This window comes from Citrobacter sp. Cpo069, assembly GCF_030332785.1.
Taxonomy (GTDB): domain Bacteria; phylum Pseudomonadota; class Gammaproteobacteria; order Enterobacterales; family Enterobacteriaceae; genus Citrobacter; species Citrobacter portucalensis.
The window spans coordinates 44471-59972 of the sequence record NZ_JAOWHD010000046.1; the positions used below are offsets into that span (position 1 = coordinate 44471).

16 protein-coding genes and 1 other annotated feature are annotated in these 15502 nt (G+C 52.2%); of the genes, 10 read left to right on the plus strand and 6 right to left on the minus strand.

Annotated elements, in window-relative coordinates; translation table 11 throughout:
* The 4 genes from yidD to OGY08_RS25290 form a co-directional block, all read right to left on the minus strand.
* Positions 1–258 (minus strand): membrane protein insertion efficiency factor YidD, encoded by a 258-nt coding sequence (yidD, locus tag OGY08_RS09815; RefSeq protein WP_003023846.1) that lies wholly within the window; start codon positions 256–258, stop codon positions 1–3.
* Positions 222–581: a ribonuclease P protein component gene (gene rnpA / locus OGY08_RS09820; protein WP_003844432.1), complete on the minus strand. Its 360-nt coding sequence runs from the start codon at positions 579–581 to the stop codon at positions 222–224. Before rnpA ends, yidD begins: the two co-directional genes overlap by 37 nt.
* A 17-nt stretch (positions 582–598) precedes the next feature.
* On the minus strand, positions 599–739 hold the full coding sequence (rpmH, locus tag OGY08_RS09825; RefSeq protein WP_003023858.1) for a 50S ribosomal protein L34: 141 nt from the start codon (positions 737–739) through the stop codon (positions 599–601).
* Positions 740–967: 228 nt separating this feature from the next.
* Positions 968–1123, minus strand: a complete 156-nt coding sequence (locus OGY08_RS25290) for a hypothetical protein (RefSeq protein WP_418657320.1) — start codon at positions 1121–1123, stop codon at positions 968–970.
* Between the two features lie 222 nt (positions 1124–1345).
* On the opposite strand from OGY08_RS25290, the gene dnaA reads away from it, so the two are divergent.
* The 8 genes from dnaA to OGY08_RS09865 all read left to right on the plus strand — a co-directional run bounded on the left by dnaA (position 1346) and on the right by OGY08_RS09865 (position 11965).
* On the plus strand, positions 1346–2749 hold the full coding sequence (gene dnaA / locus OGY08_RS09830) for a chromosomal replication initiator protein DnaA (protein ID WP_003827078.1): 1404 nt from the start codon (positions 1346–1348) through the stop codon (positions 2747–2749).
* A gap of 4 nt (positions 2750–2753) precedes the next feature.
* Complete coding sequence (dnaN, locus tag OGY08_RS09835) at positions 2754–3854, plus strand: DNA polymerase III subunit beta (RefSeq protein WP_003023863.1); 1101 nt, start codon at positions 2754–2756, stop codon at positions 3852–3854.
* A gap of 138 nt (positions 3855–3992) precedes the next feature.
* The gene (gene recF / locus OGY08_RS09840) at positions 3993–5066 is read left to right on the plus strand and encodes a DNA replication/repair protein RecF (RefSeq protein ID WP_008786543.1); all 1074 of its coding nucleotides are present in this window, start codon (positions 3993–3995) and stop codon (positions 5064–5066) included.
* Positions 5067–5094: 28 nt separating this feature from the next.
* Entirely contained in the window at positions 5095–7509 is a 2415-nt protein-coding gene (gene gyrB, locus OGY08_RS09845; RefSeq protein ID WP_008786542.1) for a DNA topoisomerase (ATP-hydrolyzing) subunit B, read from the plus strand.
* Between the two features lie 210 nt (positions 7510–7719).
* Positions 7720–8532 carry a sugar-phosphatase gene (gene yidA, locus OGY08_RS09850; protein WP_008786541.1) on the plus strand — a complete coding sequence of 271 codons (813 nt, stop codon included), beginning with the start codon at positions 7720–7722 and terminating at the stop codon, positions 8530–8532.
* 171 nt (positions 8533–8703) lie between these two features.
* A complete protein-coding gene (locus tag OGY08_RS09855) occupies positions 8704–9714 on the plus strand; it encodes a hypothetical protein (protein ID WP_020996043.1) in 1011 nt (336 codons plus the stop codon).
* Positions 9711–10841: a BamA/TamA family outer membrane protein gene (locus OGY08_RS09860; protein WP_502873279.1), complete on the plus strand. Its 1131-nt coding sequence runs from the start codon at positions 9711–9713 to the stop codon at positions 10839–10841. The genes OGY08_RS09855 and OGY08_RS09860 overlap by 4 nt, the downstream gene beginning before the upstream one ends.
* Complete coding sequence (locus tag OGY08_RS09865; protein WP_100271723.1) at positions 10838–11965, plus strand: DUF4056 domain-containing protein; 1128 nt, start codon at positions 10838–10840, stop codon at positions 11963–11965. Before OGY08_RS09860 ends, OGY08_RS09865 begins: the two co-directional genes overlap by 4 nt.
* Here the strand turns inward: OGY08_RS09865 and cbrA are convergent.
* A complete protein-coding gene (gene cbrA / locus OGY08_RS09870) occupies positions 11954–13099 on the minus strand; it encodes a colicin M resistance lipid reductase CbrA (protein ID WP_057067114.1) in 1146 nt (381 codons plus the stop codon). The two genes, OGY08_RS09865 and cbrA, sit on opposite strands and share 12 nt — an antisense overlap.
* 99 nt (positions 13100–13198) lie before the next feature.
* Here cbrA and OGY08_RS09875 point away from each other — a divergent pair, with 99 nt between their 5' ends.
* Complete coding sequence (locus OGY08_RS09875) at positions 13199–14425, plus strand: YidR family protein (protein WP_125363077.1); 1227 nt, start codon at positions 13199–13201, stop codon at positions 14423–14425.
* Position 14426: 1 nt separating this feature from the next.
* Here the strand turns inward: OGY08_RS09875 and OGY08_RS09880 are convergent, their stop codons facing one another.
* Positions 14427–14759: a YceK/YidQ family lipoprotein gene (locus tag OGY08_RS09880; protein ID WP_003023879.1), complete on the minus strand. Its 333-nt coding sequence runs from the start codon at positions 14757–14759 to the stop codon at positions 14427–14429.
* Between the two features lie 238 nt (positions 14760–14997).
* Positions 14998–15070 (plus strand) — a sequence feature (ROSE (Repression Of Heat Shock gene Expression) occurs in the 5'-region of heat shock genes and acts as an RNA thermometer to modulate expression.).
* Here OGY08_RS09880 and ibpA point away from each other — a divergent pair.
* Positions 15064–15477 (plus strand): small heat shock chaperone IbpA, encoded by a 414-nt coding sequence (gene ibpA / locus OGY08_RS09885; RefSeq protein WP_003023882.1) that lies wholly within the window; start codon positions 15064–15066, stop codon positions 15475–15477. It overlaps the preceding feature by 7 nt.
* Positions 15478–15502 lie beyond the last annotated feature (25 nt).

Genomic DNA, 15502 nt, shown 5'->3' on the forward strand with positions numbered 1-15502 from the left:
TTAGTGTTCTCTGGTATCAAATGGTCCGGGCGGGACGGGATCGTCACCACCAGGGTGTAAAGGGTGGCATTTTAATACGCGTTTCACCGTCAACCAACTGCCTTTTATCACTCCAAACCTGCGCAATGCCTCAATTCCGTAGCTCGAACAGGTTGGAGTGAAACGGCAATGCGGCCCAAGCAGCGGACTGATCAGGCGTTGATAGACCCGAATGAGGGCTATCAGGACCCGCGAGCCAGGCGACAATGGCGACGCCATAATTTTTCCAACGCTTCCGAGAGAGCACGGTTATCGAGGTCAGCAACCCCTTTTTTCGCCACCACCACGAAATCCATTGCTGGAAGCTCGTGCTGACGTAAACGGAAGCTTTCACGAGTCAGACGTTTAATCCGATTGCGTTCATGCGCACGTTTAACATTTTTCTTGGCGACTGTAAGACCGATACGGGGATGCCCCAGCGAATTCAGGCGGCCGAGGATGGTGATTTGCGGCGTGCCAGCCCGTTGTGGCTGCTGGAAGACGAATGTGAAATGAGTGGGAGTTAACAAACGTAACTCCCTGGGAAATGCGAGCTTAACCACTCAGGGGCTAGCTTTTATTACTTAGAAACGGTCAGACGAGAACGGCCTTTAGCACGACGACGTGCCAGAACCTGACGACCATTTTTATTAGCCATACGAGCACGGAAGCCGTGAGAACGGTTGCGCTTCAGTACAGACGGTTGAAAAGTGCGTTTCATGGCGATTTCTACCTAAACTTGAATAAATTCACTGACTTTTGCGTATACCCGAACGAATTTCGAACGACTTACGCCACAGTGTGGGTGATTAAAGAGGCCGGATTGTAATAATTGTACACTCCGGAGTCAATTCTCTTTCCTTATTTCCCGCTTTTTTCCGCATGGTTTCGCGTAAAAAACAGGCAGCGTTGACGCCGTAAGGCGACCGTTACTCGCTGGGGGTAAGAATTATACGGGCTGGTGGATAAAGCGCAAGGATCGCACGGGATCTTTATTAGATCGTTTAAGCAGTAAAGCATCTTTACTCATTAATTTTTTCAATATGCGCGCTAAAACCTGCAGCACTTCTCCAGGATCGTTTACACTTAGCCGATTCTGGATCATCCTGTGGATAAATCGGGAAGAATCTGTGAGAAACAGAAGATCTCTTTCTCAGTTTACGCTATGATCCGCGGTCCTGATCGTTTCAATGGATCCTGATCGGGTAAAAATTGCAGATAGCAATTCGCACGTCACCCTTTGCATAGGGTCTTGTCGATGTGCGTCAACAATCATGAATGTTTCAGCCTTTGTCATTTATCGACTTTTGTTCGAGTGGAGTCCGCCGTGTCACTTTCGCTTTGGCAGCAGTGTCTTGCCCGATTGCAGGATGAGTTACCAGCCACAGAGTTCAGTATGTGGATACGCCCGTTGCAGGCGGAACTGAGCGATAACACGCTGGCTTTGTATGCGCCAAACCGTTTCGTGCTCGATTGGGTAAGGGATAAATACCTTAATAATATTAATGGATTACTCAATAATTTCTGTGGAGCGGATGCCCCACAGCTGCGCTTTGAAGTCGGTACTAAACCCGTCACGCAAACGCTGAAAACGCCGGTCAACAATGTTGTTGCGCCCGCCCACGTGGCTCAGCAAGTGCAACCGCAACGTGCTGCTCCGGCGGCGCGTCCAGGCTGGGATAACGTCCCGGCTCCGGCAGAACCTACCTATCGTTCTAACGTCAACGTCAAACACACGTTTGATAACTTCGTTGAAGGTAAATCTAACCAACTGGCGCGCGCGGCGGCACGTCAGGTGGCGGACAATCCTGGCGGCGCCTACAATCCGTTATTCCTTTATGGCGGTACGGGTCTGGGTAAAACCCACCTGTTGCACGCTGTCGGTAACGGCATTATGGCGCGTAAGCCAAACGCCAAAGTGGTGTATATGCACTCCGAGCGTTTTGTGCAGGACATGGTCAAAGCCCTGCAAAACAACGCGATCGAAGAGTTTAAACGCTACTACCGTTCCGTTGACGCGCTGCTGATTGACGATATCCAATTCTTCGCGAATAAAGAGCGATCGCAGGAAGAGTTTTTCCACACCTTTAACGCCCTGCTGGAAGGCAATCAGCAGATCATTCTGACCTCGGATCGCTATCCGAAGGAGATCAACGGCGTTGAAGATCGTCTGAAATCCCGCTTTGGCTGGGGACTGACTGTCGCGATCGAACCGCCTGAACTGGAAACGCGTGTTGCGATCCTGATGAAAAAAGCCGACGAAAACGACATTCGTCTGCCGGGTGAAGTAGCGTTCTTTATTGCTAAGCGTCTACGCTCTAACGTACGTGAGCTGGAAGGCGCACTGAATCGCGTGATCGCCAACGCCAATTTTACCGGCCGGGCGATTACTATCGATTTCGTGCGCGAAGCGCTGCGCGATCTGCTGGCTTTGCAGGAAAAGCTGGTCACCATCGACAATATCCAGAAGACGGTGGCGGAGTATTACAAAATCAAAATTGCGGATCTGCTTTCTAAGCGTCGATCTCGCTCGGTAGCTCGCCCGCGCCAGATGGCGATGGCGCTGGCAAAAGAGCTCACTAACCACAGTCTGCCGGAAATTGGCGACGCGTTTGGTGGGCGTGACCATACTACCGTGCTTCATGCCTGCCGCAAGATTGAGCAGTTGCGTGAAGAAAGCCATGATATTAAAGAAGATTTCTCCAATTTAATCAGAACATTATCTTCGTGACGCTATGAAATTTACCGTTGAACGTGAACATTTATTAAAACCGCTTCAGCAGGTCAGCGGCCCGCTGGGTGGACGTCCTACACTGCCTATTCTCGGAAACCTGCTGCTGCAGGTTGCTGACGGCACGCTTTCGCTGACCGGTACCGATCTCGAAATGGAGATGGTGGCGCGCGTGGCGCTGATCCAGCCTCATGAACCTGGCGCGACCACCGTTCCGGCGCGTAAATTCTTCGATATTTGCCGTGGATTGCCGGAAGGCGCGGAAATTGCCGTTCAACTGGAAGGCGACCGTATGCTGGTGCGTTCTGGCCGCAGCCGTTTCTCGCTGTCTACGCTGCCTGCCGCCGACTTCCCGAATCTGGATGACTGGCAGAGCGAAGTCGAATTCACCCTGCCGCAGGCGACGATGAAGCGCCTGATTGAAGCCACGCAGTTTTCGATGGCGCATCAGGACGTACGTTACTACTTAAACGGCATGCTGTTTGAAACCGAAGGGGAAGAGCTGCGTACCGTGGCGACCGACGGTCACCGCCTGGCGGTTTGTTCAATGCCTGTTGGTCAGCCGTTGCCAAGCCATTCGGTGATCGTACCGCGTAAAGGTGTGATTGAACTGATGCGTATGCTCGACGGCGGCGATAACCCGCTGCGCGTGCAGATTGGCAGCAACAACATTCGTGCGCACGTTGGTGACTTCATCTTCACCTCTAAGCTGGTTGATGGCCGTTTCCCGGATTATCGCCGCGTATTGCCGAAGAATCCGGACAAACATCTGGAAGCCGGTTGCGATATCCTCAAACAGGCGTTTGCGCGTGCGGCGATCCTCTCGAACGAGAAATTCCGCGGCGTGCGTCTGTATGTCAGCGAAAACCAGCTCAAAATCACCGCCAACAACCCGGAGCAGGAAGAAGCAGAAGAAATTCTGGATGTCTCCTATCCTGGTACAGAACTGGAAATCGGCTTTAACGTGAGTTACGTACTGGACGTTCTGAACGCGCTGAAGTGCGAGAACGTGCGTATTCTGCTGACCGATTCCGTATCGAGCGTACAGATTGAAGATGCAGCGTCACAATCTGCAGCCTATGTCGTCATGCCTATGCGCTTGTAAAGAATATCGGGCTATCTTACTTGTTATTCTGGCTCCGGGCAGTGCTCGCAATCCTCACGTACTTCAGTACGCTCCGGTTGCTGTGCGCTGGCCGTAACCAGACTAACTGCGACGATAACGCCCTGGTTATGAGTTGATATGTCGCTATCCCGACTCCTGATTAAAGATTTCCGCAATATTGAAAATGCGGATCTCGCTTTATCCCCTGGCTTTAACTTCCTGGTTGGCGCGAACGGCAGCGGCAAAACCAGTGTGCTGGAAGCCATCTATACGCTCGGCCATGGCCGGGCGTTTCGCAGTTTGCAGATTGGCCGCGTGATTCGCCACGAGCAGGAGTCGTTTGTTTTACACGGGCGTTTGCAGGGTGAAGAACGTGAGACGTCGATTGGCCTGACGAAAGACAAACTGGGCGACAGCAAAGTGCGCATTGACGGCACTGACGGGCACAAGGTCGCAGAACTGGCGCACCTGATGCCGATGCAGCTGATCACGCCTGAGGGGTTTACTTTACTCAACGGCGGCCCCAAATACAGAAGAGCATTCCTTGACTGGGGATGCTTTCACAATGAAGTCGGATTTTTCACCGCCTGGAGCAACCTGAAGCGACTGCTCAAGCAGCGCAATGCAGCACTGCGCCAGGTGAGCCGTTATGAGCAACTGCGCCCGTGGGATAAAGAACTGATCCCACTGGCGGAACAAATCAGCACCTGGCGCGCGGAGTACAGCGCCGGTATCGCGCAGGATATGGCGGATACCTGCCAGCAGTTTCTTCCCGAGTTTTCGCTCTCCTTCTCATTCCAGCGCGGCTGGGAGAAAGAGACTGATTATGCCGAAGTGCTGGAACGCAGTTTTGAACGCGATCGCATGTTGACCTACACTGCGCACGGCCCGCATAAGGCGGATTTCCGCATTCGCGCCGACGGTGCGCCGGTGGAAGATACGTTGTCGCGTGGGCAGCTAAAGCTGCTGATGTGCGCCTTACGTCTGGCGCAAGGGGAGTTCCTGACCCGTGAAAGCGGGCGGCGCTGCCTGTACCTGATAGATGATTTTGCCTCTGAACTGGATGACGCGCGTCGCGGACTGCTGGCCAGCCGCTTAAAAGCCACGCAATCTCAGGTCTTTGTCAGCGCAATAAGCGCTGAACACGTTATAGACATGTCCGATGAAAATTCGAAGATGTTTACCGTGGAAAAGGGTAAAATAACGGATTAACCCAAGATAAAATGAGCGAGAAACGTTGATGTCGAATTCTTATGACTCCTCCAGTATCAAAGTCCTGAAAGGACTGGATGCGGTGCGTAAGCGCCCGGGTATGTATATCGGCGACACGGATGACGGCACCGGTCTGCACCACATGGTATTCGAGGTGGTAGATAACGCTATCGACGAAGCGCTCGCGGGTCACTGTAAAGATATCGTGGTAACGATTCACGCTGACAACTCCGTGTCCGTTACCGATGATGGCCGTGGTATCCCAACCGGTATTCACCCGGAAGAGGGTGTTTCGGCAGCGGAAGTTATCATGACCGTTTTGCACGCAGGCGGTAAATTCGATGATAACTCCTATAAAGTTTCCGGCGGTCTGCACGGCGTGGGTGTTTCCGTCGTTAACGCCCTGTCACAGAAGCTGGAACTGGTGATTCGTCGTGAAGGCAAAGTGCATCAGCAAACTTACGTGCACGGTGTGCCGCAGGCGCCGCTGGCAGTAACCGGCGAAACAGAATTGACCGGGACTCAGGTCCGTTTCTGGCCAAGCCACGAAACCTTTACCAATGTTGTTGAATTTGAATACGACATTCTGGCGAAACGTCTGCGTGAGCTGTCATTCCTGAACTCCGGCGTCTCTATTCGTCTGCGTGACAAGCGTGACGGCAAAGAAGACCATTTCCACTACGAAGGTGGCATCAAGGCGTTTGTTGAATACCTCAACAAAAACAAAACGCCGATCCACCCGAATATCTTCTACTTCTCCACCGAAAAAGACGGTATCGGCGTTGAAGTTGCGCTGCAGTGGAACGATGGTTTCCAGGAAAACATCTACTGCTTCACCAACAACATTCCACAGCGTGACGGCGGTACTCACCTTGCAGGCTTCCGTGCGGCGATGACCCGTACCCTGAACGCCTACATGGACAAAGAAGGCTACAGCAAAAAAGCGAAAGTCAGTGCTACTGGTGACGATGCCCGTGAAGGCCTGATTGCCGTTGTTTCCGTGAAAGTACCGGATCCGAAGTTCTCCTCACAGACCAAAGACAAGCTGGTCTCCTCTGAGGTGAAATCGGCGGTAGAACAGCAGATGAACGAACTGCTGAGCGAATATCTGCTGGAAAACCCGTCTGACGCGAAAATCGTTGTCGGCAAAATTATTGATGCTGCGCGTGCTCGTGAAGCTGCACGTCGTGCGCGTGAAATGACCCGTCGTAAAGGCGCGCTCGACTTAGCGGGTCTGCCGGGCAAGCTGGCGGACTGTCAGGAACGTGACCCGGCGCTGTCCGAACTGTACCTTGTGGAAGGGGACTCCGCGGGCGGTTCTGCCAAGCAGGGCCGTAACCGTAAAAACCAGGCGATTCTGCCGCTGAAGGGTAAAATCCTCAACGTCGAGAAAGCGCGCTTTGACAAGATGCTCTCCTCTCAGGAAGTCGCGACGCTGATCACCGCGCTCGGCTGTGGCATCGGTCGTGACGAGTACAACCCGGACAAACTGCGTTATCACAGCATCATCATCATGACCGATGCCGACGTCGATGGCTCGCACATTCGTACGCTGCTGTTGACCTTCTTCTATCGTCAAATGCCGGAAATCGTTGAACGCGGCCACGTTTACATTGCACAGCCACCGCTGTACAAAGTGAAAAAAGGCAAGCAGGAACAGTACATTAAAGATGACGAAGCGATGGATCAGTATCAGATCTCTATCGCTCTGGATGGCGCAACGCTGCACACCAACGCCAGCGCACCAGCCCTTTCCGGTGAGTCGTTAGAGAAACTGGTTTCTGAATACAACGCGACGCAGAAAATGATTGGCCGTATGGAACGTCGTTTCCCGAAAGCGCTGCTGAAAGAGCTGGTTTATCAACCGACGCTGCCAGAAGCCGATCTGGCTGATGAAGCGAAAGTTACGGCCTGGGTTTCCCAGTTGGTTAACGTGCTTAATGAAAACGAAATGCACGGCAGCACCTGGAATAGCTTCGTGCGTAAAGACGCTGAACTGAACCTGTTCGAACCGGTGATCCGGGTGCGTACCCACGGTGTCGATACTGACTATCCATTGGAACATGAATTTGTGACCGGTGGCGAGTACCATCGTATTTGTACGCTTGGCGAGAAGCTGCGTGGGCTGATCGAAGACGATGCGTTTATCGAACGTGGCGAGCGTCGCCAGCCGGTTGCCAGCTTTGAGCAGGCGCTGGAATGGCTGCAAAAAGAGTCTCGTCGTGGCCTCGCTATCCAGCGTTATAAAGGTCTTGGCGAGATGAACCCGGAACAGCTGTGGGAAACCACCATGGATCCGGAAAGCCGTCGTATGCTGCGCGTTACCGTGAAGGATGCGATTGCTGCCGACCAGCTGTTCACCACGCTGATGGGCGATGCCGTTGAACCGCGTCGCGCATTTATCGAAGAAAACGCCCTGAAAGCGGCGAACATCGATATTTAAGCCAATCTGTAGGCCGGATAAGGCGGTTTACGCCGCCATCCGGCAAGACGTTGTATTGTGCCTGATGGCGCGTTGCTTATCAGACCTACAAACGACAACCAATCTACAAAAAGGGGAATCTCGATTCCCCTTTCTATCCCCCTTTTCGTAGCTGTTTTTTGAGCGGAATCGCGTTAGCATGAGGACGGACTCATTTAATCCGGGGAACTCATGGCTATCAAACTTATTGCTATCGACATGGATGGCACACTTCTGCTGCCCGATCACACCATTTCACCAGCGGTCAAAACGGCGATTGCCGCGGCACGCGCGCGTGGCGTGAATGTGGTGCTGACCACGGGACGCCCGTATGCCGGCGTTCACAGCTATCTGAAAGAATTACATATGGAACAACCCGGTGACTACTGCATTACCTACAACGGTGCGCTGGTGCAGAAAGCAGGGGATGGCAGTACCGTGGCGCAAACCGCGCTGAGCTATGATGATTATCGTTACCTGGAGCAGCTCTCCCGGGAAGTTGGCTCGCATTTCCACGCCCTCGATCGCAATACGCTGTATACCGCGAACCGTGATATCAGCTACTACACGGTGCACGAATCGTTTGTCGCGACCATTCCGCTGGTGTTTTGTGAAGCCGAGAAAATGGATCCTGCAACCCAGTTCCTGAAAGTGATGATGATTGACGAGCCGGAGATCCTCGATAAAGCTATCTCTCGTCTACCTGCGGAAGTAAAAGAGAAGTACACCGTGCTGAAAAGTGCGCCGTATTTCCTCGAAATCCTCGATAAACGCGTCAATAAAGGGACGGGCGTAAAATCGCTGGCTGATGCGTTAGGCATTAAAGCCGAAGAGGTGATGGCGATTGGCGATCAGGAAAACGACATCGCGATGATTGAATACGCAGGGGTGGGCGTTGCTATGGATAACGCTATTCCATCAGTCAAAGAAATCGCCAACTTCGTAACGAAATCTAACCTTGAAGATGGCGTCGCCTGGGCGATAGAGAAATACGTCCTTTCCTGATGCGTATTATGCCTGGCCTCGGCTGGGCAATAACATTAAGATGTTATAAAACATATATTTATATTATCAGATGTGAAACCGCACATTAATACCTCCACATAGTACGTAACTTCTATACTCTCCCTTCTTCTTTTATATCTGGGCAATTCCTGCCTGCTACTAAACTTTCTTATGACAAACACAAGCATCCGCGTGGTGTTGATAACGTCTTCCTGTCTGGTTTTTCATGCCAGTGCCGCGACGGATTCCAGCTCAACTATTACACCTCTCTTTGGCTATCAGGATGACGGTCTGTCTGCGCCTGTACCGGAAAAAACGACTGTTAAACCTGCCGAAAACCACACCATTTTGCCCTTTTTAGGCGATGAAGCGCGTAAGCGCGGATATGAACTACCGGCACCGTTTGGCGTGAATATTAACTACATGAATATCCGACAAAATATTAATGTGGATAGTATTAACTTCAACGGTCTTTCCCTCGGTGGCCGCTCACTGGATAACGCGTTTAAAATTAGCGTCGGCAATACGCGTGAACGCAGTAAAACCGAAACGCTGAAGCTGGATGCCTGGCTGCTGCCGTTTATGAATGTCTATGGCTTGATTGGCTATACCGATGGCCACTCCGTTTCGCAAATAGGCGTCGGGATAAAAGGCCCCCTTAAAGACCGCACACCAAGCAGTTTGCAGAATCTGGCGTTTCAGCTCGATTTTAAAGGCACCACCTACGGCGTAGGGACGACGTTGGTCGGCGGTGTAGGCAACTGGTTTACTGCTTTTGATGCCAACTACACCCAGACGCGGTTCGATATTCTGGATGGGAGTATTGACGCCTTAACTCTTTCTCCGCGCATCGGATATCGCTTTACCACCCCCAGTGTGGATGCGCTGCACCTGCCATCCGGAAAGTTGAATCTATGGGTTGGCAGTATGTACCAGGACGTGCAGCAAGAATTTAGCGGTAGCCTTAACGACCTCACCATGCCGTCTGAAACGCTGCAAAGACTCGTTGATATTGCCAACAAAGACGGTAATGGTCGCTTTGACGTTAAACAGCATCTGCAATCCCCCTGGAACGTGCTGGTGGGCGCACAGTATGAAATTACCCGGAACTTCAACGTCACGACCGAAATCGGCTTTGCTGAACGTAACAGTTTCTTCATGGCGGGAGAGTATCGCTTTTGAGCCGTCTTACCCTCTTCCTGCTGTTCAACATGCTCTCCTGTACAGTGCGGGCAGCGTTGCCGAGCCGAGGCGAAGTTGACGGTTGGCTAAATAAGTTGGGTGCCAGTGATAGCTTTGACGCCAGCAAAGGCATTGACTGGGGCGTAATGCCGGGACCGTTTTATACCCCGGAGCTGGGGTTAGGGATCGGTACAGCGGTGGTGGGGATGTATCGCCCTGACCCGAATGATACGGTAAGCCAAAACTCGACGCTGACGCTCAGCGGCTATTTTAGCTCAACTGGCGCATTCGGTATCACGATGCAAAATTACGCATTTTTTGCCGACGATCGGTGGCGATTTTTTCTCAATGGCGCATTAACGGATACTCCAACCTACTACTGGGGGCAAGGTTTTAGCACTGGGGATAAAGATAACCAAAAACAGCAATACACCGCTCAGGTTCTGGAGTTGCGTCCAACGTTGTATCGCCAGTTGGCACCCAATGTTTATCTGGGGCTTGGCTGGTCGCTGAACGCCCAGCACGCTACCCAAATGGACGATAACGATCCGCCCAACATTGAGCATACCGGGCAGGGGGCGTCGGTTCTCAGCTCCGGAAGTAGTGTCGAACTCAGCTGGGACGATCGTGATTTCGTTCCCAACCCGCGTAAAGGACAGTATGCCGATGTGCGCTATACCCGATTCACACCAGAGGTGGGAAGCGATACGCGATTTGATGAATATCAACTGCACTACAGCCGCTATCACTCGCTGGACGAGAACAATGTGCTTGCCTGGGAGATGGACGGCGCGTTTACCCATGGCGATGTGCCGTGGAGCATGATGCCGCTGCTTGGCAGCAATCAGCGTATGCGCGGTTATTACGAAGGGCGCTACCGGGATAAAAACGCCGTCAGCGGGCAACTGGAGTATCGGCGGAAACTTGACTGGCGGCATGGTGTGGTTGGTTGGCTCGGTGCGGGCACGATGGGACCCTCTTTTCATGCGCTGGACGATGGACGCTGGTTACCGTCCGCCGGTGTGGGCTACCGCTTTGAATTTAAGCCCCGGGTGAATGTGCGTCTTGATTATGGGATTGGCAAAGGGAGCAGCGGTTTTTATTTTCAGGTTGGAGAGGCATTTTGATCAATAAGGTGGTGTTAATAGCGCTCTTATGGCTGGCAACGGCGATAGCCCGTGCGGCAATACCTGTAACTTTGCAGCTCGTTTCTACAGAGGATAAGGCCCAGGGTACTGCTTGGTCGGTAGTTTCGCCCCTCCCTGCACCTCAGGGATTACGTCCGTGCTGCGCGTTTGGCTACGACCTGCACGCACAGGTACTGCATATGCCGGTGCCATTTTATGAACTTGATAATGTTGTCACGATCGATAGCATCGGCGAGCACCGCTATAACGATAGCCTACTGTTAGGGCTAGCGAATCTGGCAGGGATCGGGCATGAGAATAACGGCATAGTGTATACCGCTCGCGGTGGCTTCATTGATACCGCACATGTCCGTGATACCGCAGACATGACGGCCTGGCTCTTTAGCCAGCTTCTTCCACGACTTGGTCAATCATTTACGCTGCGTCTGGATGATGAGCTTGCGCAACGGCATGTCGTATTTAACGCTTTCACACCTCCCACAGAGCCTGCTGATCGTTACGCGCTGGCGGCATGGATGGCCGCGCATCTGGCGTTTCAGCTCGCTGCCTGGCATGAAATTGCGCAATGGTATGGTTTTGAGTCTGTTCCAGGATTTTCGGAGGAGGTTTCTGCATTTTCCCCGGAAGATCTCTACTCAAATTTGTTGGGTGCCAGAATTGCGGTATCGCTGATCCTCAATGGGCAACTGGCAACAACGGAAATGTACGATGCGGCGATGAACAACTCGCTGCGCCAGGCGTTGATGCAATTGGGGGCAAAACCGGAAAAAATCACCCGCTTTCAGTTTGATATGCTGGATGGCAAATGGTGGAACAGCCAGCGTCGGGTACCAGAGAAATATTTGGTTCTGCACAGAAACTATGATGTGAGTGACTCGCGTTTACCGACGCCGGTACCGGGTGAACAAGCCTCGCCATTGAGACTGATGTTGCCACATCACTGGCGAGAATATTCCCTTGATGCGTTGGCACAACTCGAACTTTGGCCTGGCCGTACAATGGAGCGACTGCCTACGCCTGGTTCCTGGTACACCGCCGCCAACTTTCCCGCGCTGGCTACAGTGGCACAAGGCCGTGACAGCGAGGTGAACTCAGTCCCTTAAGAAAACGCGCCACAATGTCATTGCCTTACTACGTTTTCTCTCACGTTTTTCTTTCACTGGCGGGCGGTTTTCTGATTTTGCCAAGGGAATATGCGCAACGCCGCTGCGCATAATCCATTTACGGGAAAATGCCGACGTCAGGGCCCGGCTTTTCAGGATTTTGCCATACAGTTTGAGACGTAACTTGTGGGTGGCTTTACGGTAAGCGTGATTCATATCTGGTGTATCCCGCAGCAGTACCGATTTGAGGATCTCCGCGCTGTCCAGCGCATAGCTAATCCCTTCCAGCGAGCTGGCGCTGATAAAACCGGCCGCTTCACCAATCAAAAATGCGTTGTCCTCGCCGCAGACGAAGTCTTTCCAGCGTGAGGGGAATAGCACCGTACATTTTTCACTTTTCACCGGTTTGCTGAACTGGAAATGGAACGCTTCCAGCTTCTCTTTCAGCGCGTCAAAGCGTGCCTGTCCGTCCTTCATGGGGTAGGCACCACCAAAGATAAAATAGCCATCTTTGCTGATACTCCAGGAATAACAGTCAGTTGCATCGTTATCAAAAATACAGGAATAGAACGGTACGGGATGCTTTTCCGCAAACCATTGTTGAATAGCGACATATTTACGGATTTGGTGCTGTGGATAGAGATGACGGCGCACCAGTGAATTCGCGCCGTCTGCCCCCACCAGATAACGTGCAGTTATCTGCTGCTCCCAACCGTCGGCGCGGAAGATAACATGCCATTTATCGCCCTCGCGCCAGATTTTCCGGCACAGGCTGTCGTGATACACCTGCACATCATCAGGGATGAGAGATTTAAGCCATAAATCAAAAGCATGGCGGTTGATATTAATGTAGCTGCGTTGGTAGTTACGCGTCAAAGAAGCGGCAACATCAACCGTTTTAACGCTAAAAATCTGCGGGTTGGCGATAACATCAACGGGTAAGGTTATCCCGTCGCGGATAAACGAACGCTGGGCGTCCGGGGCCAGCAGACCGCCGCAGGGTTTAGTGAAACCTTCGTTGCTGCACTGGCGTTTTTTATCCAACGCAATCACGCGCATTTTTCCGCTCAACTGTCGCGCCAGCGCTGCGCCTGCCGGACCTAAACCGATAATCGCTACGTCAAAATGTTCCATCTTTCTGTCCGCAAAAATGAAGATGGCGATACGCTAAAGCCTGAAAGTGAAGTGCTTGTGAAGTATGATTGTTTTAATCGTCTTGTATCAGGGCATCTCATGAAGCAAATCACCTTTACGCCGCGTAATCATCAGCTTACCAATATCAACACCTGGACATCGGACAGCCAGTGGCTGGTCTTTGATGTGCGCCCTTCCGGCGCTTCCTTTACCGGTGAAGCAATTGAGCGCGTCAATATCCATACTGGCGAGCTGGAGGTGATTTACCGGGCTACTCAGGGATCGCACGTTGGCGTGGTGACCGTTCATCCAAAGTTGGAAAAATATGTATTCATTCACGGGCCTGAAAATCCTGATGAAACATGGCATTACGACTTCCATCATCGTCGTGGGGTGATTGTTACGCAGGCTGGGGTGGAGAATCTGGATGCAATGGATATTACTGCGCCCTATACGCCAGGTGCGCTGCGCGGCGGGAGTCATGTGCATGTCTTTAGCCCGAACGGTGAGTTTGTCAGTTTCACCTATAACGACCATGTACTGCATGAGCGCTCTCCGGCGCTCGATTTACGCAACGTCGGCGTGGCTGCACCGTATGGTCCGGTGAAGGTCTCCGCGCAGCATCCGCGTGAATACAGTGGCAGCCATTGGTGCGTGCTGGTGAGCCAGACGACACCAACGCCAAAACCGGGTAGCGATGAGATTAACCGCGCCTATGAAGAGGGCTGGGTTGGAGAAAACAGGTTGGCGTTTATCGGTGATACGCTATCAGCCACTGGCGAGAAAGTACCTGAGCTGTTTATTGTTGATTTGCCACAGGATGAAAGCGGCTGGAAACAGCCGGGGGACGCGCCTCTGGAGGGGACTGACGTGACCATGCCTGCGCCACCATCCGGTATTCGCCAACGCCGTCTGACGTTTACCCATGAGCGCGCCTTCCCGGGGCTGGTGAATCAGCCTCGCCACTGGGTACGCAGTAATCCAAAGGCATCTGAGATTGCGTTTTTAATGCGTGATGACAACGGTATTGTACAGCTATGGCTGATTTCCCCACAGGGTGGATCGCTGCGTCAGCTTACCCAGTGCGCTACGAATATTCAGTCAGCCTTTAACTGGCACCCATCGGGGAAATGGCTGGGATTTGTACTGGAGAACAGAATTGCCTGTTGTGATGTTCAAACGGGCGAGATTGATTTTTTAACGGAACGTCATGATAACCCGCCGTCGGCCGATGCGATCGTCTTCTCCCCTGATGGTCGACAGGTTGCGTGGATGGAAGACGTCGAGGGTTTCCGCCAGCTGTGGGTGACTGAAACCGGGCGTTAATTTATGGAGCAGACATTTCTGCCGGGGGAATAACGGCGTTCGTGGCCTGAGTTCTCTCCTCGCTCTTTTCTACGCGGGATCTCACCGAGTTATCTTTGCGAAAGAGATCCCAAGGTAGCAATACCGTATCGAGCACCGCGGTAAAAGGCATATCCAGAATCGCCAGCGACTTGGTTCCCCAGTTTGTATCACTTTCGCTAATCATTGTGGCACTGGCTCGCGTGCCAGGATACGTCCCTTCTTTACCACCTGTATGCGACATGATGCTGGAACAACCGCTTACAAACGCCATCCCACTACACATCGTCAGTGTTACCAACATTTTTTTAATCATCATTTATTCATCTGTATTTATCGTGTTTGCATGGTGAGTTAAAGCGATCCGTTGCGAAAATAACATCACCATTTCGTCGCACTGTGGCGGCCATCGCGATTTCACGAGAACAACTGCTCCCCCCAGTGTATGCAATAGACAACAAACTGCAAAAAAAGTGAGATGAATACGCTTGAAAAGTTTGTATTAAGACCCATTTTTAGAGTGTAGACAAATGAAGGGCATGCCTGATGGGTGTCCTGGCTACCTGACCTGTCCATGATGGAAGGTCAATTATTCTCGCTGATTTCAGGAGCTATTGATTATGCGTAACTTTGATTTATCCCCGCTGTACCGTTCTGCTATTGGTTTTGACCGTCTGTTTAACCTGCTGGAAAACAATCAGGGCCAGAGCAATGGCGGCTACCCTCCGTACAACGTTGAGCTGGTAGACGAAAACCATTACCGCATTGCAATTGCTGTTGCCGGTTTTGCTGAAAGCGAACTGGAAATTACTGCCCAGGACAATCTGCTGGTGGTAAAAGGCGCCCATGCGGACGATCAAAAAGAACGTACTTACCTGTATCAGGGTATTGCCGAGCGCAACTTTGAACGCAAGTTCCAGTTAGCGGAGAACATTCATGTTCGCGGCGCAAACCTGGTAAATGGTCTGCTGTATATCGATCTTGAGCGCGTGATTCCTGAAGCGAACAAACCGCGCCGCATCGAAATCAACTAATTCTGTAGGCCGCTTCAGGCGGCCT